Origin of the sequence: Pseudomonas sp. LB-090624, from assembly GCF_003205205.1 — a bacterium.
Classification (GTDB): Bacteria; Pseudomonadota; Gammaproteobacteria; order Pseudomonadales; family Pseudomonadaceae; genus Aquipseudomonas.
The window spans coordinates 96,752-115,873 of the sequence record NZ_QJRL01000004.1 but is presented as its reverse complement, the minus strand read 5'-3'; the positions used below and the strand labels follow the sequence as shown (position 1 = coordinate 115,873).

At 63.7% G+C, this 19,122-nt stretch carries 18 protein-coding genes; 9 read left to right on the top strand and 9 right to left on the bottom strand.

What is annotated here, in order from left to right:
* Nucleotides 1-26: 26 nt before the first annotated feature.
* The gene (gene speB / locus DMX11_RS06195; RefSeq protein ID WP_110743690.1) at nt 27-977 is read right to left on the bottom strand and encodes an agmatinase; all 951 of its coding nucleotides are present in this window, start codon (nt 975-977) and stop codon (nt 27-29) included.
* Nucleotides 978-1,202: 225 nt separating this feature from the next.
* On the opposite strand from speB, the gene DMX11_RS06190 reads away from it, so the two are divergent.
* The 3 genes from DMX11_RS06190 (at nt 1,203) to DMX11_RS06180 (ending at nt 4,482) form a co-directional block, all read left to right on the top strand.
* Nucleotides 1,203-2,096, top strand: a complete 894-nt coding sequence (locus DMX11_RS06190) for a LysR family transcriptional regulator (protein ID WP_012273604.1) — start codon at nt 1,203-1,205, stop codon at nt 2,094-2,096.
* Between the two features lie 136 nt (nt 2,097-2,232).
* Nucleotides 2,233-3,798: a PAS domain-containing methyl-accepting chemotaxis protein gene (locus tag DMX11_RS06185; protein WP_110743689.1), complete on the top strand. Its 1,566-nt coding sequence runs from the start codon at nt 2,233-2,235 to the stop codon at nt 3,796-3,798.
* An 84-nt stretch (nt 3,799-3,882) separates the two neighbouring features.
* The gene (locus DMX11_RS06180; RefSeq protein WP_110743688.1) at nt 3,883-4,482 is read left to right on the top strand and encodes a tRNA-uridine aminocarboxypropyltransferase; all 600 of its coding nucleotides are present in this window, start codon (nt 3,883-3,885) and stop codon (nt 4,480-4,482) included.
* A gap of 114 nt (nt 4,483-4,596) precedes the next feature.
* On the opposite strand, the gene DMX11_RS06175 is transcribed toward DMX11_RS06180, so the two are convergent.
* The 3 genes from DMX11_RS06175 to DMX11_RS06165 form a co-directional block, all read right to left on the bottom strand.
* Nucleotides 4,597-5,955 (bottom strand): TolC family outer membrane protein, encoded by a 1,359-nt coding sequence (locus DMX11_RS06175; RefSeq protein ID WP_110743687.1) that lies wholly within the window; start codon nt 5,953-5,955, stop codon nt 4,597-4,599.
* Between the two features lie 310 nt (nt 5,956-6,265).
* Complete coding sequence (locus DMX11_RS06170; RefSeq protein WP_110743686.1) at nt 6,266-6,631, bottom strand: YbaN family protein; 366 nt, start codon at nt 6,629-6,631, stop codon at nt 6,266-6,268.
* Between the two features lie 7 nt (nt 6,632-6,638).
* Nucleotides 6,639-7,226, bottom strand: a complete 588-nt coding sequence (locus DMX11_RS06165; protein ID WP_110743685.1) for a YecA family protein — start codon at nt 7,224-7,226, stop codon at nt 6,639-6,641.
* A gap of 244 nt (nt 7,227-7,470) precedes the next feature.
* Between DMX11_RS06165 and recQ the strand changes: the two genes are divergently transcribed.
* Both recQ and DMX11_RS06150 read left to right on the top strand, forming a co-directional pair.
* A complete protein-coding gene (recQ, locus tag DMX11_RS06155) occupies nt 7,471-9,618 on the top strand; it encodes a DNA helicase RecQ (RefSeq protein ID WP_110743684.1) in 2,148 nt (715 codons plus the stop codon).
* A gap of 150 nt (nt 9,619-9,768) precedes the next feature.
* A complete protein-coding gene (locus DMX11_RS06150; RefSeq protein WP_110743683.1) occupies nt 9,769-10,206 on the top strand; it encodes a MarR family transcriptional regulator in 438 nt (145 codons plus the stop codon).
* A gap of 32 nt (nt 10,207-10,238) precedes the next feature.
* Here the strand turns inward: DMX11_RS06150 and DMX11_RS06145 are convergent, their stop codons facing one another.
* Nucleotides 10,239-12,425 (bottom strand): patatin-like phospholipase family protein, encoded by a 2,187-nt coding sequence (locus tag DMX11_RS06145; protein ID WP_110743682.1) that lies wholly within the window; start codon nt 12,423-12,425, stop codon nt 10,239-10,241.
* Nucleotides 12,426-12,492: 67 nt separating this feature from the next.
* Here DMX11_RS06145 and DMX11_RS06140 point away from each other — a divergent pair, with 67 nt between their 5' ends.
* The gene (locus tag DMX11_RS06140) at nt 12,493-12,774 is read left to right on the top strand and encodes a SelT/SelW/SelH family protein (RefSeq protein WP_110743681.1); all 282 of its coding nucleotides are present in this window, start codon (nt 12,493-12,495) and stop codon (nt 12,772-12,774) included.
* On the opposite strand, the gene DMX11_RS06135 is transcribed toward DMX11_RS06140, so the two are convergent.
* Nucleotides 12,775-13,665 carry a DMT family transporter gene (locus DMX11_RS06135; RefSeq protein ID WP_110743680.1) on the bottom strand — a complete coding sequence of 297 codons (891 nt, stop codon included), beginning with the start codon at nt 13,663-13,665 and terminating at the stop codon, nt 12,775-12,777. It lies immediately after the preceding gene.
* 107 nt (nt 13,666-13,772) lie between these two features.
* A complete protein-coding gene (locus tag DMX11_RS06130; RefSeq protein ID WP_110743679.1) occupies nt 13,773-14,540 on the bottom strand; it encodes an AraC family transcriptional regulator in 768 nt (255 codons plus the stop codon).
* Between the two features lie 126 nt (nt 14,541-14,666).
* Here DMX11_RS06130 and DMX11_RS06125 point away from each other — a divergent pair, with 126 nt between their 5' ends.
* Nucleotides 14,667-15,458, top strand: coding sequence for a UDP-2,3-diacylglucosamine diphosphatase (locus DMX11_RS06125; RefSeq protein WP_110743678.1), 792 nt, complete (start codon nt 14,667-14,669; stop codon nt 15,456-15,458).
* Nucleotides 15,459-15,498: 40 nt separating this feature from the next.
* Here the strand turns inward: DMX11_RS06125 and DMX11_RS06120 are convergent, their stop codons facing one another.
* Entirely contained in the window at nt 15,499-15,810 is a 312-nt protein-coding gene (locus tag DMX11_RS06120) for a DUF962 domain-containing protein (protein ID WP_110743677.1), read from the bottom strand.
* Between the two features lie 151 nt (nt 15,811-15,961).
* On the opposite strand from DMX11_RS06120, the gene DMX11_RS06115 reads away from it, so the two are divergent.
* Complete coding sequence (locus DMX11_RS06115) at nt 15,962-17,023, top strand: AraC family transcriptional regulator (RefSeq protein ID WP_110743676.1); 1,062 nt, start codon at nt 15,962-15,964, stop codon at nt 17,021-17,023.
* On the opposite strand, the gene DMX11_RS06110 is transcribed toward DMX11_RS06115, so the two are convergent.
* Nucleotides 16,980-18,434: a TrkH family potassium uptake protein gene (locus DMX11_RS06110; protein ID WP_049275125.1), complete on the bottom strand. Its 1,455-nt coding sequence runs from the start codon at nt 18,432-18,434 to the stop codon at nt 16,980-16,982. The genes DMX11_RS06115 and DMX11_RS06110 overlap by 44 nt on opposite strands.
* A 102-nt stretch (nt 18,435-18,536) precedes the next feature.
* On the opposite strand from DMX11_RS06110, the gene DMX11_RS06105 reads away from it, so the two are divergent.
* Nucleotides 18,537-19,094 carry an NAD(P)H nitroreductase gene (locus DMX11_RS06105; RefSeq protein ID WP_110743675.1) on the top strand — a complete coding sequence of 186 codons (558 nt, stop codon included), beginning with the start codon at nt 18,537-18,539 and terminating at the stop codon, nt 19,092-19,094.
* Nucleotides 19,095-19,122 lie beyond the last annotated feature (28 nt).

Here is a 19,122-nt window from a genome sequence, read left to right as displayed (position 1 = left end):
ATGGCTCCTGCCGGGGTAGAGCGGTATTAGCGACGCACCACGCCAGGCAGCACGCAGAGCATTTCGAACAGCAGGTTGGCACCCAGCAGCGAGGTGTTGCCGGTGGTGTCGTAAGGTGGGGAGACCTCGACAAGGTCACAGCCGATCAGGTCCAGGCCGTGGCAGCCGCGAATGATCTCCATTGCCTGGATGGTGGTCAAGCCGCCGATTTCCGGGGTGCCGGTACCCGGTGCCCAGGCCGGGTCGATGCCGTCGATATCGAACGACAGGTAGACCGGCCCGCCACCCACTTTTTCCCGCACTTCGGCCATCAACGGCTCCAGCGACTTGTGCCAGCATTCCTCGGCCTGGACCACGCGGAAGCCCTGGCGGCGGCTCCAGTTGAAATCGTCGGCGGTGTAGCCTTGGGCGCGCAGGCCGATCTGCACCACGCGGTCGCAGTCGAGCAGGCCTTCTTCGACGGCGCGGCGGAAGGTGGTGCCGTGGGCTATCTTCTCGCCGAACATGTGATCGTTGACGTCAGCGTGGGCATCGATATGCACCAGGCCGATCTTGCCGTGCTTCTTGTGCAGCGCACGCAGGATTGGCAGGGTGATGGTGTGGTCGCCGCCCAGGGTCATCGGGATGACGTTGTGCTCGACGATCTGGTCGTACGCCTCTTCGATGATGCGCACGGCGTCCAGCAGGTTGAAGGTGTTGATCGCCACGTCGCCGATGTCGGCCACTGACAGCGAGTCGAACGGCGCAGCCCCGGTAGCCATGTTATACGGACGGATCATCACCGATTCGGCGCGGATCTGCCGTGGGCCGAAGCGGGTGCCGGAGCGCAGGGAGGTGCCGATGTCCAGCGGCACGCCGATAAAGGCGGCATCCAGGCCTTCGGCGCTTTGCAGGTGGGGCAGACGGAGCATGGTGGCGATGCCGCCGAAACGCGGCATTTCGTTGCCGCCCAGTGGTTGGTGGAGAGTCTTGTCCACGGTGGGCCTCATCAGTCGGTCGATTGTTCTGTTTGTTCGAACCTGTGCCGCCGCGCGCCTTTCAACTGTGCTTTTGCCGGCGGGCAGGGACATTTCGGCCAAGTCTGCGCAAGGTAGTGCCGGGGAAGAATCGCTACCGACAAATACTTAGTTCAGGAATTTCTGAACTAAAGCCCGGCAGAGCGGTTAGACTGCGCGGCAATACCCTTGTGGAAACGTTGCACCATGGCCTCGACCTTGCCCGACCTGAAACTGCTGCGCATCTTCATCAGCGTTGTGCGCCACCAGGGCTTCGCCAACGCCCAGCGCGAGCTGAACCTGTCGACGTCGGCCATCAGTACCTACATGAGCCAGCTGGAAGGCGCGCTGGGTATCGTGCTGTGCCACCGCGGCCGGGGTGGTTTCAGCCTGACCAGCAAGGGCGAGCTGTTCCACCAGGAAACTCTGCGCCTGCTAGCCGAACTGGATGGTTTCGAGCAATACGCGGCCGCACTCAAGGGCGAGTTGCGCGGCACCCTCAACCTGGGTGTGATCGACTCCACGGTCGGTGATCGAGCCTTGCCGCTGGCCGAGGCCATCGGTGCCTACAGTCAGGAGCACCCGGCGGTGCACTTGCACTTGTCGGTGTCCAGCCCGTACGAATTGCAATTGGGCGTGCAGGACAATCGCCTGGACCTGGCGATCGGCGCGTTTTCCTCGCGCATGAGCGGCCTGCTGTACCAGCCGTTGTACCGCGAACAGCACTGGCTGTACTGCAGCAGCCGCCACCCGTTGTATACCGAACGGCGTATCCCGGAGCAGGTGGTGACCCAGCAGCGCATGGTCGGGCGTGGTTACTGGAGCCAGGCAGAGCTGGCCCGGCATGGGTTCAAGCACAGTGCGGCGACCGTGGAGAGCATGGAGGCGCAGTTGATCCTGATCCTGTCCGGCGCCTATATCGGTTACTTGCCCGAGCACTATGCCCAGGCCTGGGTCGACAAGGGCGACTTGCGCGTGCTGTCGCCGTCCACCTTTGGCTACCAGGCGCCGTTCTCGCTGATCATCCGCCGCGGGCGTAGTCGCGAACCGCTGATCCAGACCTTCCGTGACCTGCTGAAAAGCCAGCTTAACGTGGGTTGAGTGGCGCCGTGGTCATGTATTCCGTCGGGCGGCGTTAAATTTCGGTAGAAGCAGACCGCTAACCTGATAGCGCTCTGCTACATATCAACTTGCGCTGATGATTTCCCTTAATTTCATCCTGCAAGGATCGCCCAAGATGCGCATGAACTTGCCCGTCACTGAGCACGAAAGAACCTTCCCCAGCGAACAACGGCTGATATCCACCACCGACCTCAACAGCCGCATCACTTATTGCAACGACGCCTTTGTGGCGATCAGCGGGTTCACCTATGACGAGCTGGTCGGTCAACCGCATAACCTGGTACGCCACCCCGACATGCCGCCGGCGGTGTTCGGCCACATGTGGGAAACCATCAAGCAGGGCAAGCCGTGGATGGGCGTGGTCAAGAACCGGGCGAAGAACGGTGATTATTACTGGGTCAGCGCCTATGTCACGGCGGTCTACGAACAAGGCCGCATCAGCGGCTACGAGTCGGTGCGTTCGGTGCCCACGCGCGAGCAGATCCGCCGCGCCGAGGCGTTGTACGCGCGCTTGCGCGATGGTCGCGCGCCGGTATCGTGGGCAGCCCGCATGGGGCATGGACTGGGTCACGGCTGGCCACTGATGGGTGCGGGCCTGGTGGCGGCAGCGGGCTACTTGTGGCTACCGCCTTACGCGGCGCTCGGGGTGCTGATGGCCAGCCTGCTGCTGGCCTGGTACCTGGTGGAGCACCGGCAGAACCAGGCCATCCGTCGCACACTGGCGGAGCACCCCAAGGCCTTCACCAGCCCGCTGGTGGCGCTGACCTACAGCGACAACCCGGGCCTGCAGGGCCAGCTGGATCTGGCCATCATCAGTGAGGAGGCCCGCTTGCAAACGGCCCTGACGCGCCTGGTGGATGCCGGGGTTGGGGTGAAGTCGCGGGCCGCGCAATCCTCCGACCTGTCCGATGCACAGGCGCAGATGCTCGACCGCCAGCGCAGCGAGACCGACCAGTCGGCCACGGCCATCGCGCAGATGGCGGCAACCATCCAGCAGGTCACTCACAACGTGCAGAGCACGGCGCATGCCGCGGGAGATGCCGACCAGTTGGCGCAGCAGGGCAGCGAGCTGGCGCTGCAGAGCCTTAAAGCCATGGGCAGCATGAGCGATGCGGTCAACGACATTGGTCAGGCGGTGAATGCCTTGGCTGAGCAGACCCAGTCGATTGGCAGCGTGGTCGACGTGATTACCTCGATTGCCGAGCAGACCAACCTGCTGGCGCTCAACGCCGCCATTGAAGCGGCGCGTGCCGGCGAGCAGGGGCGAGGGTTTGCCGTGGTGGCCGATGAGGTACGCTCGCTGGCCCAGCGCACGCGCGCTTCGACCGAGGAAATTCACCAGATCATCGCGTCGTTGCGTGCCGGGGCGGAACGGGCGGTGAGTACTGCCAGCCGTGGTGAGCAGATATCGCGCGACAGCGTGCACAGTGTCGAGGCGGTGCAGGCCGCCTTGGGCGGGATTGCCCAGGCGGTCAGCCGCATCACCGGCATGAGTCAGCAGATGGCCACGGCGTCGGAACAGCAAAGCCATGTGGCCGAGGACATCAACCAGCAGATCGTGCGGATTGCCCAGCTGTGCGACCAGAGTGCCGGGCAGGCCAGGCAAGGTGCGGAGATCAGCCAGGACCTTGAGCGCATGGCAGAGTATCTGCATAGCCTGGCGGAACGGTTCAACCGCTGAAAGCGCTGGGGCCGCCTTGCGGCCCATTCGCTGGCAGAGCGGGTGCAGGTTCTGTGGCAAAATGTCCCCGCCAAGGAGACCTCCATGCCCAGACCCCGTTGCGAGCGCTGCCAGCGCCCGCTCGACCATTGCCTATGCCCGCTGATTCCCGCGCTCGACAGCCGTACCCGGGTGATCTTGTTGCAGCACCCCAGTGAAACCGCTCATGCGCTGAATACTGCCCGGCTGGCCGCCCTTGGCCTGCGTAATGCCGAGCTGCGGGTAGGTGAGGTATTCGATGACCTCGCACAGTTACTGGCTACCCCTGGCTACCGGCCTGCGCTGCTGTTCCCCGGCGACGACGCCCAGGTGCTGACCGCGTATGACGATGGGCGCGACAAACCGTTGCTGCTGATCGTGCCCGACGGCACCTGGCGCAAGGCGCGCAAGCTGCTGTACCTGAACCCGTTGCTGGAGGCCTTGCCGCGGGTCACGCTGGGGCAGGTGGCAGCTTCACGCTATCGCTTGCGCAAGGCGCCGGAAGCGGGAGGGTTGTCGACCATCGAGGCGGTGGTGGGGGCGTTGAACGCGCTGGAGCCGCCGGCCTGTTTCGATGCGCTGCTGGCACCGTTCGAGGCTTTGATCGAGGGGCAGATCAGGGCCATGGGCGAGGAGACGTATCAACGTAACCATGGTGACGGATGAGGGGGCAGGGAGGGCCTGTGGGGCAGGCTCATAGCGCGAAGCAGGCAAGTGGCTACAAGACGCGGCTGTGAGACGCAAAAGGGCCGCAAAGCGGCCCCGGTACTCTCACCCCGATCAACGCATCTCTGGCAAGCGCGCCTCGGTACGTACTTCGGTCGTTGCCAGCGCCTCTGGCGGCAGTGAAATACGCTGCTTGGTCAGCAATTCACCCATGGTCGCCAGCACGCGGTAGCGCGAGAACTCCTCGGTGTAACGCACTTCGGTGTAGCGGCGGTCGGCGTTGTACAGTTCGTTCTCACTGTCCAGCACGTCCAGCAGGGTACGCTGGCCCAGGCCGAACTGGTCTTGGTAGGCCGCGCGCACGCGCTTGGTGGTTTCGGCGTATTCACGCGCAGTCGGCAGCTGCTTGCTGGCGTTGTTCATGGCGTTCCACGCCAGGCTCAGGTTCTCGGTCAGTTCGCGCAGGGCGTTGTTGCGAATATCCAGGGCCTGGTTGATCTTGTGCGCGTCGGACTGCAGGCGAGCCTTGTCACTGCCGCCGCGGAACAGGTTGTAGTTCATCTCGACGCCGGCTTGCCAGTCGTTGTTGTTGTGACCCTTCTCGCCGCCGGTGTTGTTGTTGGCACCGGTCGCCAGAATGGCATCGAAGCGCGGGTAGAAGGTCGACTTGCCCACTTCGTACTGCTGCTCGGCGGCGTTCACGTCAGCCTGGGCCGACTTGATGTACGGGTTGTTCTGGCGCATGCCGTCGCGTGCCTCGTCGAGGGTGACAGGCACTTCACCCTTGATGGTCTGCGGGCTTTCCAGTTCGTCCGGTGCGCGGCCGATGACGCTGAAGAAGTTGGCCTCGGCATCGGCCAGGTCGACTTCTGCGGTGTCCAGGTTGTTCTCAGCCAGGGCGCGACGGGCGCGGGACTGGTCGAGGTCGGCAGTGCTGCCGACACCACGCTCATTACGCAGGCCGATCTGGTCATTGACCCGCAGGTGGGCTTGCAGGTTGTTCTTGGCCAGGGTCACCAGCTCACGACGCTTGAGCACTTCCAGGTACACCTCGACCGCACGCAGGGCCACATCCTGGGCCACTGCCTGGGTGTAGTAGGCGCGAGAGGTGGAGACAGCCTCGGTACGGCCCACTTCATTCGAGGTGTTGAAACCGTCGAAGATCATCTGCCGCAGGCGCAGCTCGGACTGGGTGTAGTTGAGGGTTTCCTTGTTGTGGTTACCTTCGGCACGGGTAGTGGCGTTGTCCGAGCGCTGGCGGCCGTAGCCGGCGACCAAGTCCACGGACGGGTAGTAGCCACCACGTGCGAACTTCACGTCTTCGTCGGCCGACAGCTTGCTGTTACGGTTGGAGCTGACTTGTGGGTGGTAGTCCACGGCGCTTTGGACAGCCTCGGTCATCGACATCGCCTGTACGTTGGCACTCGCCAGGGCCAACAGTAATGCACTGGTGATGGGGTTCAAAACGCGCATGGTACATCTCCCTGATCCTGGAATTGATCCTGCTGCTCGCCAAAAAAATGACGATAATTTATCGCGTATAGTGTTGCAGGTTTTTAACCACACAGCTAAGTACATTCAACGCGATAGATAAGAAGATTTATTCATATCAATGTGCCATGTAATAGTTTAATTGTCTAACGCGTTTATCCAAATAATCGTGCGTCGATCACCCGAAAACCCTTTCGATCCAGTAACTACAAGGGTTTCCTACGGTTCCAGAACCATTTCAGATAAATAAAATGATTGTTAGGCAAATTTGATATTTGGCGACAAAATATTGTCACTTTGGTTTGCGCAGGGTTTTTTGGCGGAGGATGTACAGGCTGACCAACACGGCACTCGTCAACATGAAGGCACGCGCCCAGAACAGCGGTACCAGGTAGCACGAAAGGCCGATGCTGGCCCACATCAGGCCGATGGCGTAGACCTTGCCCCTGAGGGGTATGCCTTCACCACTGAGGTAGTCGCGGATCCATGGCCCAAGCTTGGGGTGATGGACCAGCCAGTGGTGAAAGCGCGGCGAGCTGCGGGCAAAGCAGGCTGCCGCCAGTAGCAGGAACGGGGTGGTGGGCAAAACCGGCAGGAATATCCCCAACACCCCCAACGCGACGCTGAGCCAGCCCGCGGCCAGCAGCAGGTAGCGCACAGGCGGCTTAGTGGTGGCGTGGCTTGAGCAACGCCGGCTTTTCGTCGGGAGCGTGCAGCAGCAGGAACAGGGCAGTCAGCGCTTCGGGAATCTGTACGATCATGTCGTCCTGCAGGTTGGCGTTGCTGGCGATGTCGGCGAACTCTGGCTGTTCGTCGAACAGGCCCGAGCCGACCATGATCGGCAGCAGCATCTCGCTGACTTCTTCCTCGGCGTTTTCGAACCACGCCTCTTCACGCAGGAATACGCCTTCCATGAAGCCGATGCACCAGCCGCGCAGGTCGGAATCGTCCGGCTCGTCGCCCAGGTCGAGGTCGCACGGCAGCTCGAATTCGTCGTCGCTGGCCAGTTGGCGGGCGATGTGCGCTTTCAGCGCCACCAGGGTGGCCTCGATTTCGGTGCGCTGAGCTTCGCTGGCGTAGTGCGGCTCTTCGGCGAACAGCGCGTCGATCCACTCCCGCTCGGGCACGTCCTCGGCGTTGATCGACAGGGCAGTGAGGTAGCCGTGGGCGGCGACATAGTCCAGCGCTTCTTCGTGCAGCTCGTCGGCGTCGAGGAAGGCTTGCAGGCGGGTCAGTTGCTCGGCGAAGGACATTACAGGGCTACCTTGGGGAATAAACGATAACGAATTCTAGCACCTTGCAGCGGCAGCGGGGCAAAGGGAACGTCTGTCACCGTGGTGTCCTGCGCAGCGCGGTGCTGCGGTATACTCCGCGATTTTCAATCCAGGGGCAGGTTTTGCCGGCTGCCTGGCAAAAACCGCTTACGCATTTGGCGTGTGCGGGGCGGGTTTTTCGTCCAGCCTGTCTCCAGGATGGTACGGCGATTTGGAGTTGCACATGCTCGAACAGGCTCAGCGCGTTCTCAAGGATATCTTCGGCTACGACAGTTTCCGAGGGCGCCAGGCAGCGATCATCGAATGCGTGGCCAATGGCGGCGATGCCCTGGTGCTGATGCCCACTGGTGGCGGCAAGTCGTTGTGTTTCCAGGTGCCGGGGCTGCTGCGCCCGGGCCTCACAGTGGTGGTCTCGCCACTGATCGCGCTGATGGACGACCAGGTCGCCACCCTGGACGAGCTGGGCGTGGCGGCAGCCGCACTGAACTCCACGCTGACCGCAGAGCAGCAGCGTGACCTGGCCGGGCGCCTGCGCCGGGGCGAGGTGAAAATGCTTTACCTGGCGCCGGAGCGCCTGGTGCAACCGCGCATGCTCGACTTTCTGCGCGACCTCGACATCTCGCTGTTCGCCATCGACGAGGCGCACTGCGTGTCGCAATGGGGCCACGATTTCCGCCCCGAGTACCTGCAATTGGGCCAGCTGGCCGAGCTGTTCCCGCATGTGCCGCGCATCGCCCTGACCGCCACCGCCGACATGCGTACCCGCGAAGAGATCGTCCAGCGCTTGCATCTGCAAGGTGCCGAGCGCTTCCTGTCGAGCTTCGACCGGCCCAACATCTTCTACCGCATCGTGCCCAAGGAAGCGCCGCGCAAGCAGCTGATGGCATTCCTCGGCGAGCGCCGTGGCAACGCCGGCATTGTCTATTGCCTATCGCGCAAGAAGGTCGATGAAACCGCTGCGTTCCTTTGTGACCAGGGTTTCCCGGCACTGCCCTATCACGCCGGCCTGGCTGCCGAGACACGGGCGGCCAACCAGCACCGCTTCCTCAACGAGGAAGGGCTGATCATGGTCGCCACCATTGCCTTCGGCATGGGCATCGACAAGCCCAACGTGCGTTTCGTTGCCCACCTCGACCTGCCAAAGTCGCTGGAGGCCTATTACCAGGAAACCGGCCGTGCCGGCCGTGACGGCCTGCCATCCGATGCCTGGATGGCCTACGGCCTGCAGGACATGGTGATGCTCAAGCAGATGCTGCAGAACTCGGAAGGCGACGAGCGCCACAAGCGCATCGAACAGCACAAGCTCGACGCCATGCTGGCGCTGTGCGAAGAAACCCGCTGCCGTCGCCAGTCGCTGCTGGCCTATTTCGACGAAACCCTCGAACAACCTTGCGGGCACTGTGACAACTGCGTCGACAACATCCAGACCTGGGACGCCACCGAGCCAGCGCGCCAGGCGCTGTCGGCAGTTTTCCGCACCGGCCAGCGCTATGGCGTCGGCCACTTGGTGGATGTGCTGTTGGGCAAGGACACCGAGAAGGTGCGCAATTTTGGGCATGAGAAGCTTTCGGTGTTTGGCGTGGGTAAGGGCATGGCCGAAGTCGAGTGGCGTTCGCTGTTCCGCCAGCTGGTGGCGCGCGGCCTGGTCGATATCGACCTGGAGGGCTACGGCGGCCTGCGCCTGTCCGACAGCTGCCGGCCACTGTTGCGCGGCGAGGTGACCTTGCAACTGCGCCGCGACCTCAAGCCGCAGACAACCGCCAGGGCCTCGTCGTCCGGCGGCGGCAGCCCCGCCAGCCAGCTGGTGCGCGCCGAAGAGCGCGAGCTCTGGGAAGCCCTGCGTACCCTGCGGCGCAAGCTGGCCGAAGAGCACAGCGTGCCGCCCTACGTCATCTTCCCCGACTCGACGCTGCTGGAGATGCTGCGCAGCCAGCCGGTCAGCCTCAGCGACATGGCCCAGGTCAGCGGCGTGGGCGCGCGCAAGCTGGAGCGTTACGGCCAGGCGTTTCTCGAGGTGCTGAACAACAGCGGTGGCACCGAAGAGGCGCCGAAAGTGGTCCTGGACCTGCGTCACGAGCTGGTCAGCCTGGCCCGGGCCGGCATGACTCCGGCGCAGATCGCCGGGCAGCTCAACTGCAGCGAGAAGAACGTGTACAGCCTGCTGGCCGAAGCGCTGGGGCGGCAGGAGCTGAGCCTGGACCAGGCCCTCGACCTGCCGGAAGACCTGCTGATGGAAGTGCAGGATGCCTTCCTCGATGGCGAAGGCGAGTTGCCTCCGGTGTCGACGATTGCCCCGCTGTTTGGCGCACGGGTGCCTGAAGGCGTGCTGTATTGCGTCCGCGCGGCGCTGGCGGCGGAGTTCGAGCTGTAGGCATCGGCAGGATCGAAGGCAGAAGCGCCATCTGCTGACCTTTGTCATGCTTTTTGACGATTATCGAACACGCAAGCGTGCCCGAGCCTTGCCTCGTGGGGCCGGGCATGGTTAGCTGCCTAATAATTAGATCTACTCAATGAGTTGCTTATGCCCCTGACCGACAACCAACACCGCTTCGGCATGCAGCTGGCCCAGATGTCCCGGGGCTGGCGTGCCGAGCTGGACCGCCGCCTGGCCGGGCTCAACCTGTCCCAGGCGCGCTGGCTGGTGTTGCTGCACCTGGCCCGCTTCGAAGAAGCCCCCACTCAACGTGAGCTGGCCCAGAGCGTGGGCGTCGAAGGCCCGACCCTGGCGCGGCTGCTGGACAGCCTCGAAGCACAAGGCTTGGTGCGCCGGCAGGCGGTGGTAGAAGACCGGCGGGCCAAGAAGATCTTGCTGTGCCCGCCGGCCAAGCCGCTGATCGAGCAGATCGAAACCATCGCCAACCAGCTACGGGTGGAGCTGTTCAACGGCGTGGATGAGGCGGACCTGCAGGTGTGCATGCGGGTGCATGCCAAGATCCTCGCCAACCTCGAAAAATCCTGACATAGCCCGAACGTTACGGAGCAGTGCACGTTTCAGAAGGTATGCCCCAAGTTCAGGTATACCGCCTGCTCATGCGCACTGTTGGTGCCATAGCTGAAGTTCAGTGGCCCCAATGGTGTCTCCAGCCCCAGGAAGATACTCGCCGCATTGATGTAGCCGCTGTCGAACTCGTTGTCGTTGTTCCACGCGCGGCCACGTTCCAGCGACCCGCCAATGTACAGCGGGAAGTCCAGCGGCACGTAGGCTCGCGGCGTCAGCCGGCGGTAGTAGACCATGCGCATCAGGCTCACGTTCTGGCCCGAAACCGAGTCCTGGCGGAAGCCTGACAGCTCGCGCGCGCCGCCCATCACGAAGCTCGACGTCACCACTTCGGTGGCGTCCAGCGTGCGCCCATACCGCCCGCCCAGCACGAACGTATTGGGCCCGCTGCTGATGGCCTTGTCCAGGTTGAACAGCCACTGCCGGTAATCCTGGTCGGAGTCCAGTGACTTGTCGTACTTGCGCAAAGTCAGGCCAATGTCCTCACCGCTGTGCGGAAAATACACGTTGTCGAGGGTGTCGAACGAATACTTCAGTTCATAGAAACCTTCGTTGAAGCTGACCTTGGGCAGGTCCTGGTCGCCAATGCGTACCTCGGCCTCGCCCCATGCCTTGCCCACGCCCAGGCGCACTTCACCGTTGGTGCCAATCTGCCGCCCGAGGTTAAGGCCAAAGCCATAGCGCTCCAGGCGGTACTCGGCGACGGGGTCGTTGTCCAGGGTGGCCTCGATGTTCTGTGAGCTGAAGTCCAGGTACGGCGCGATGAAGTAGCGCGAGCCCACGTCCAGCGGCTGGTAAAACTCGCTGTACAGTTCTTGCTGGTCGCCAATCTGGCCACGTGTCAACCACTCGGCACCCAGGCTGTTGATGCCGTTGACCCGGTAGCTGGCGCCCAGGTTGAAGGCGCTGTCACCGCGCAGGTCGTCCGACAAGTTCAGGCCTAGCCGCAGGTAGTCGGTGCCGCCGCGTCGACCGCGCGCGTTGATGACCAAGGTGTTGTCGTCGCCTTTGTGCACCACGCGGTACTGCACCCGGTCGAAGTAGTCCAGGCCGTACAGCGTGCCCATGTCGGTTTGCAGGCGGTCCAGCTCCAGCGGTGCGTCGATCGGCTGACGGATGTAAGAGCGGATCACATCGTCGCTGACCTTGGAGTCATTCTCGATCTTGATCGCGGTGATCGTTGGCGTGCGCTGGCGTGGCGAACGCGCCACGGCCAGGCTGCTGTCGCCCTCAGGGTGGCGCAGGGCGGCCAGGCGAGGCTCGAGCAGACGGGTGGCGCGGTAGCCGGCGTCGATCATGTCCCGCGCGCGGCCGAAGTCGGTTACGCCAAAGGCGGCCAGTGGCGGCTGGATGAGGATGTCGTCGCGGTGCAGGCTGGCCAGTTGTTCTTCCGAATTGCGGCGGGTCATCAGGGTGATCGACTGGTTGAGCACATCGACTACCGTCAGCAATTGCTTGCGGTCCCGCAATGGGGTGCCGATATCGACCACGATGGCCAGGTCCACCCCCATTTCACGGGCGACATCGACCGGGATGTTGTCGACCATGCCGCCGTCCACCAGCAGGCGGCCATCCAGTTCGACCGGGGCGAATACCGCCGGAATCGACATGCTGGCGCGGATCACCTGGGGCAGGTGACCACGGCGGAACACCACCTTTTCGCCACTGGCGATGTCGGTGGCCACCGCGCGGAAGGGGATGGGCAGTTTGTCGAAGTCCCGGGTGTCGGCGGTGTGCGCCAGCTTGCTTTCCAGCAGCAGTGACAGGTTCTGCCCCTGAATCACGCCCAGCGGCAGGCCCAGGCTGCCGTCATCGCGAAAGCTGAGCTTCTGTTTGACCAGGAAATCGCGGTCATCCTGCTTGCGTCGGAACGGTACGTCCTTGCGCGGCGGGGCATCGGACAACGCCTGTTGCCAGTCGAGTGTGGTAGCGAGCTTTTCCAGTTCCTCGACACTGTAGCCCGAGGCATAGAGCCCGCCGACCACCGCGCCCATGCTGGTACCGGCAATCGCATCGATGCGTACGCCCTGTTCTTCGAGGGCCTTGAGCACGCCGATGTGGGCCAGCCCACGGGCGGCGCCACCGGATAGAACCAGGCCGACCTTGGGCCTGGCCGGTTCGGCGGCGCTTGCTGCGAGCGAGGTGAGGGTGAACAGGAAACAGAACAGCAAACGGCGCATCGTGAGTCTCAAACCGTGGGCTAAAGACCGCTAGTATAAGCGGCCCCCTACCTGGAGATGTTTCACCATGGCCGACACCAAGCCGGAAATCGTCATCACGTATTGCACCCAGTGCCAGTGGCTGCTGCGTGCCGCCTGGCTGGCGCAGGAACTGCTCAGCACCTTTGCCGACGACCTGGGGCGAGTGGCGCTGGAACCTGGTACCGGCGGCATCTTCCGCGTTGCCTGCGATGGGGTGCAGATCTGGGAGCGCAAGGCCGACGGTGGTTTCCCCGAAGCCAAGGTGCTGAAGCAGCGGGTCCGCGACCAGATCGACCCACAGCGCGACCTGGGCCACAACGATCGCTGATCAGGCGCCCTCGGCCACTGGCCGCTGCCTGGGTGGCTGCTCTGCCGCCAGGCGGCTGGACAGCACGATGGCGAAGATGATCAGCGCGCCGCCCAGCAGCATGCGCACGGTGGGGGTTTCGGCAAACACCACCCAGGCCACGGCAATGCCGTAGACCGGCTCCATGCCGAACACCACGGCAGCGGTACGTGCTTTGATCACCGCCAGGCTGGCAACGAACAGGCTGTGTGCCACGCCGGTGCAGAAGATGCCGAGCAGCGCGATCCACAGCCAGTCCATGGGCGCCACGCCTGGCAGGCCTGGTGCTGCGAACGGCAGCAGGCAAAGACCCACCACCAGGTTTTGCCACAGCGCTGCCTGTACCGCAGGCAAGCGCCCGGAGCCGACGCGGTTGGTGAGCGACAGCAGGGAGAACAGCAGCCCGGACAGCAGTGCCCAGAGCAGCCCGCCAGTGGCCTCGCTGGCCAGGTCGAAGGCCGGTGTGACCAGTACCAGGCCAATGCTTACCAGCAGCACCAGCACTGCCTCGTTGCGGCGAATGCGTTCGCGGAACAGCAGGCCTTCAAGGATCACGGTAAAGGCCGGGAAGCTGGCGAAACCGAGGGTGGCGATGGCCACGCCGCCGACTTTGACGGCGATGAAGAAACTGACCCAGTGGCCGGCCAGCAACACGCCGCCGAGCAACAGCCGGCGCACGTCCTGGCTGCCAAGGCGTTGCCAGCCCGGGCCGGCCACACTGGCGAACAGGGCCAGGGCAAGCACGGCGAAGGCGGCGCGGCCGAACACGATGATTGCCGGGCTTGCGCTGGCGGCCAACTTGCCGAAGACGCCGGTGAGGCCGAAGAACAGCGCGCCAATGTGCAGCGCGCCGAGGGCGGTACGGTGGTTCATGATGGGTCCTTGCTCAAGATCTTCACGCCGTGGGGTGCGCCCACGAAAGGTCCGGTACAGGCTCAGTGTATAGGCTCAGGCAAACGCGTTCTGTCGCAAGACTGCTGTCAGTTGTCGCCAGGCTCTCGCCGCAAAGCTAATGGCGTACACCCGAACGCCCGCAACATCGCCGCTGAAAACGCACTCTGCGAGCCATACCCCACCTGCGCCGCAATTTCACCCATCGGCAGCAGGGTCTGTACCACCAACCGCCGCGCCTTGAGCAAGCGCCGCTGGCGAATGTAGTCCATTGGCGTCATCGCGCACTCGGCAGTAAAGCGCGCGTGCAGCCGAGCGCTGGACAGGCCGGCGATGCGCGCCAGGTCGGCGACCTGCAGCGGGTAGGCTGCATGCTGCTCGATATGCGCATCGAAGGCTGCATAGGGCAATCGCTGGCTGGGGCGCACGTTGGCTGCTGTCGTGGCGTTCAAGCTGGCCAGCAACAGCGCTGCGCCTTGCCGGGCAATCAGCGGGTCGTCCATGGGGCTGGCTGCCAACCAGTCCACCAGTTGCTGCTGGCGAGCATCCAGGGCGAGGGTGGCGGGGCGGTCGAGCAGGCGCCGGCTGGCGTCGGCATGCTCGCCCAGCTGCTCGCGCAGCCAGTGGTCCCCGGGCACATCCAGCACCAGGCATTCGCTGCCCTTATCGCTGGCACAGGTGTGGTGAGCGCCGGCCGGCACCACGACCAACCCTTGGCGGGCGATCCCCGCACCTTGCCCCTGCACCTCGAACGCCAGACGGCCGCGCAGGCCGAACACCAGTTGCGGGTGTTCGTGGCTATGGGCGATCAGGCTGTCGCGGTAGTGGCGCAGGGAGAGGATCGGGCCGACGATCATGGGGCGTCCTCGCAAGGCAAAGGCCCATTGTGCCCGATTCGCTGCTCACCATCACTCGTCACCGATTTGCCACGGCGCTGTCATGCGCGCCTGCCAGTCTCCAGCAAACTGCGCCGGAGCTTGCCCATGACCCATGCCGAACTGTCCCGCCCCTCGCGCAAGCAACGCGTGCGCACCTTGTGGATATCCGACGTGCACCTTGGCACCCGCGACTGCCAGGCCGAACACCTGTCGCAGTTTCTCAAGGGCTACCAGGCCGACCGTGTATACCTGGTGGGCGACATCATCGATGGCTGGAAGCTGCGTGGCGGGATCTACTGGCCGCAGGCCCACACCAACGTGATTCGCCGGCTGCTGACCATGAGCAAGCGCGGCACCGAGGTGATTTACGTCACCGGTAACCATGACGAGTTCCTGCGCCGGTATTCCAGGCTGATCCTGGGCAATATCCAGCTGGTCGACGAAGCCGAGCACCTGACCGCTGATGGACGCCGGTTGCTGGTGATCCATGGTGACCAGTTCGACGTGATTACCCGCTACCACCGCTGGCTGGCGTTTCTCGGTGACCGCGCGTACGAGCTCACGTTGGTGCTCAACCGCTGGCTGAACCATTGGCGCGCGCGTTACGGCTACGGGTACTGGTCGCTGTCCGCGTACCTCAAGCACAAGGTCAAAGGGGCGGTGAACTTCATCAGCGACTTCGAGGCTGCGATTGCCCACGAGTGCACCCGGCGTGGTTTTCATGGCGTGGTGTGTGGGCATATCCACCACGCCGAGATGCGCAAGGTGGGCGAGGTGGAGTACCTCAACTGCGGGGATTGGGTGGAGTCGTGCACGGCGTTGATCGAGCACTGGGATGGCAGTATCGAGCTGTATCGGCTGGCGCAGGCGCAAGCGGCGGTGCGGGCATTGGTGTAAGGCTCGAGGGCCATGGGGCCGCGACGCGGCCCTGGCAATCCTACAGCTTGAGCTTGCCGAGCAGAATATCGCGAAACATCACGAAATCCCCGGCCAGGCTATAAAACGGATAGGTGAAGGTGGCCGGCCGATTCTTCTCAAAAAAGAAATGCCCGACCCAGGCAAAACCGTAGCCGAACAGCGGCACGGCCAGCAGCAGCAGCCATTTGCCACTGCCGATGGTGTAGGCCACCAGGGCGATCACCAGGCTGGTGCCGACAAAGTGCAGGCGGCGACAAGTAGGGTTGCTGTGCTCCCCCAGGTAGTACGGGTAGAATTCGGCAAAACTGCGAAACTGCGCTGTGCTGTTCATGGCAGTACTCCGGGATTAATACTTCTGGACGAGATGCACGGCGTGGAGCCTGATTCGAGTCTAGAGTGATTGGCAGTGCCTACCAGTGACAATAGGCGCCAATTGAATATCCTTGGGGTTCACCGCAGGAGCGGTCAGGGAAGAGCCTGTCATGAGTGAAAGAACCACGTCAGCCAGCTGGGCATCAGGGATCGTGAAAGCACTTGAACTGGAAGGGCTGGACTGCCGGGCCATGTTCAAGCAGCTGGGGCTGGACTTCGCCGCCCTCGACGACCCTGATGCGCGCTTCCCTCAAGACTCGATGACCCGGCTCTGGCAACTGGCGGTGGAGTTGTCGGGCAACGAGGCTATCGGCCTGAACATGGCGCGTGTGGTGCGCCCAGCGTCGTTCCATGTGGTGGGCTACGCCTTGATGTCCAGCCGCACCCTGGCCGAGGGCTTCGAACGGCTGGTGCGGTACCAGCGCATCATCGCCGAAAGTTCCGACCTCAGCTTCGTCCTCGGTGCCGAGGGCTATTCGCTGATTCTCACCGTGCATGGCGACCACCTGCCGCCGACCCGGCACAGTGCCGAAGCCTCGCTGGCCTGCGCGCTGGCGCTGTGCAAGTGGCTGAGCGGCCGGCCGGTGCAGCCGCGGCGGGTACTGGTGCAGGGGCCGCAGCCCAAGGATGTCGAGCCGTACAAGACGGCCTTCCATTCGCCACTGGTGTTCGGTGCACCGCACGATGCGTTGGTGTTCGAGCGGGCCGACATGGAGGCGCCACTGCCCACCGCCAACGAAGCCATGGCGGTGCTGCATGACCGCTTTGCCGGGGAGTACCTGGCGCGCTTTTCCGAAAGCCGGGTTACCCACCGCGTGCGCCAGGTGCTGTGCCGTATCCTGCCGCAGGGTGAGCCCAAGCGTGAAACCCTGGCCCAGGCCCTGCATCTGTCGCAGCGCACTTTGCAAAGGCGCTTGCAGGAGGAGGGCACCAGCTTCCAGACCTTGCTCGACGATACCCGCCGCGAACTGGCCGAACAGTACCTGGCCCAACCGGGCATGACCCTGCTGGAAACCGCCTACTTGCTGGGCTTTGCCGACCCCAGCAATTTCTACCGGGCGTTCCGCCGCTGGTTCGATGCCACGCCCAGCGAGTACCGCGCCCGCCTGGGCGCCGGGGCCGAAGAGCTCAGTGACGCCAGAACGCCGGCATGCACAATACAAGCACCGTGATGATTTCCAGCCGCCCCAGCAGCATGCCGGCGGCGAGGATCCACTTGGCTGCGTCCGGCAGCGTAGCGTAGTTGCCCGAAGGGCCGATCACTTCGCCGAGGCCCGGGCCCACACCCGAAACCGTGCCGGCAGCGCCGGTCAATGCGGTCATCCAATCCACGCCCAGCAGTGACAGCAGCAGCGCCATGACGCAGATGGTGATGGCGAAGAAGAACGAGAATGTCAGGATCGAGCGCACGATGTCTTCGTCGAGACGGTGGCCGTTGTATTTCTGCTTGATCACCGCGCGCGGGTGGATCAGCTGGTTGAGGCTGGCCTTGAGCAGGATGTAGGCGACCTGGAAGCGGAAGATCTTGATGCCGCCTGCAGTCGAGCCGGAGCAGCCGCCAACGAAGCCCAGGTAGAAGAACAACATCAGCGAGAAATTGCCCCATAGGCTGTAATCGCCCAGGGCGAAGCCGGTGGTGGTGACCACCGAGGTCACGTTCAGCGCCACGTGCCGCAGGGCATCCAGCCAGTGCAGGTTGGTGCTGTACCAGTACCAGGTGCCCAGCACCAGCCAGGTGACCAGCAGCATGCCCAGCAAGCCCTGTACCTGCTGGTCGCGGATGAGCGCCTTGCGGTTGCCACGCAGGGTGGCCACGTACAGGGTGAACGGCAGGCTGCCCATGATCATCACCACCACTGCCACCCAGTGCACTGCCGGGATATCCCATTTTGCCAGTGACTGGTCCGAGGTGGAAAAGCCGCCGGTGGAGATTGCCGACATGGCATGGTTGATGGCATCGAACGGGCTCATGCCGGCCCACCAGAAGGCCAGTGCGCCAAGGATCGAGAAGCCGACGTAGACCCCCACGATCGACTTGGCGACCATGTGCGAGCGTGGCATGACCTTCTCGGAGCGGTCGGAAGATTCGGTCTGGAACAGACGCATGCCACCGATGCGCAGCAGCGGCAGGATCGCCACCGCCATGGCGATGAAGCCGATGCCGCCTAGCCAGTGCAGCATCGAGCGCCACATGAGAATGCCCGGCGACATGGTATCCAGCCCGCTGAGCACGGTGGCGCCGGTGGCGGTGATACCCGACATGCTCTCGAAGAAGGCGTCGGTGTAGCTGATGTGCTGGGTCAGCAGGAACGGCAGGGCGGCGAACACGCACACCACCAGCCAGCTGCTGACGGTGAGCAGGTACATGTCGCGCGGGCGCAGGTGCACATGTTCGGGGCGCCCCGGCACCACCAGCGCCAGGCCGGCGATGAAGGTGATCAGGCTGGACCAGAGGAACGACGGCATGTCGCCGGTGCGCTCGAAGATCACCAGGGTCGCCATGGGCACGGCCATGCCTACGGCCAGGGTAATCAGGAAGATGCCGATGATGAAACCAATGATCCTTAAGGTCGGCAACGCCATGTGATCTGCTCTGACTCGATTTGGAAGGGCGCCATTCTACCTATGGGTCTGCTGATGTAAACGCTAGAATGGCTGCACATTCAACTGCCAGGAGGGTAGCCGATGGAGGCTCTCGACGCATTGCTCAACCGTGTTTCCGTGCCACGCCTGACCGACCCGGCGCCCAATGCCGCCCAGCGCGAGGCGCTGTTCCAGGCCGCCTTGCGTGCCCCGGACCATGGCCAGCTGCGGCCGTGGCGGTTCCTGACCATCGAAGGCCAGGGCCGCGAGAAACTGGGCGAGCTGTTCGCCGAAGCGGTGCAGCAAAAGGGTGATGCCAGCCAGGCTGCGCTGGACAAGGCTCGCGCCATGCCGCTGCGCGCGCCGTTGCTGATCGTGGTGGTGGCCACGCTGCAAGACCACTTCAAGGTGCCCAAGTCCGAACAGCGCCTGGCGGCGGGCTGTGCGGCGCACGGCATTCTGATCGCTGCGCATGCGCAGGGCATCGGTGCGGTGTGGCGTACCGGTGACATGGCCTTTGATGCCCATGTGCACAAGGGCCTGGGGCTGGCCGAGAACGAGGAGCTGATTGGCTACCTGTATGTCGGCACGCCGCTGACCGAGCCGCGGACCGCACCGGTCCTGGAAACGGCTGATTTTGTCAGTGCCTGGGGTGAGTAACCTGGCCTTGGGCTGATTCGTGTATCAA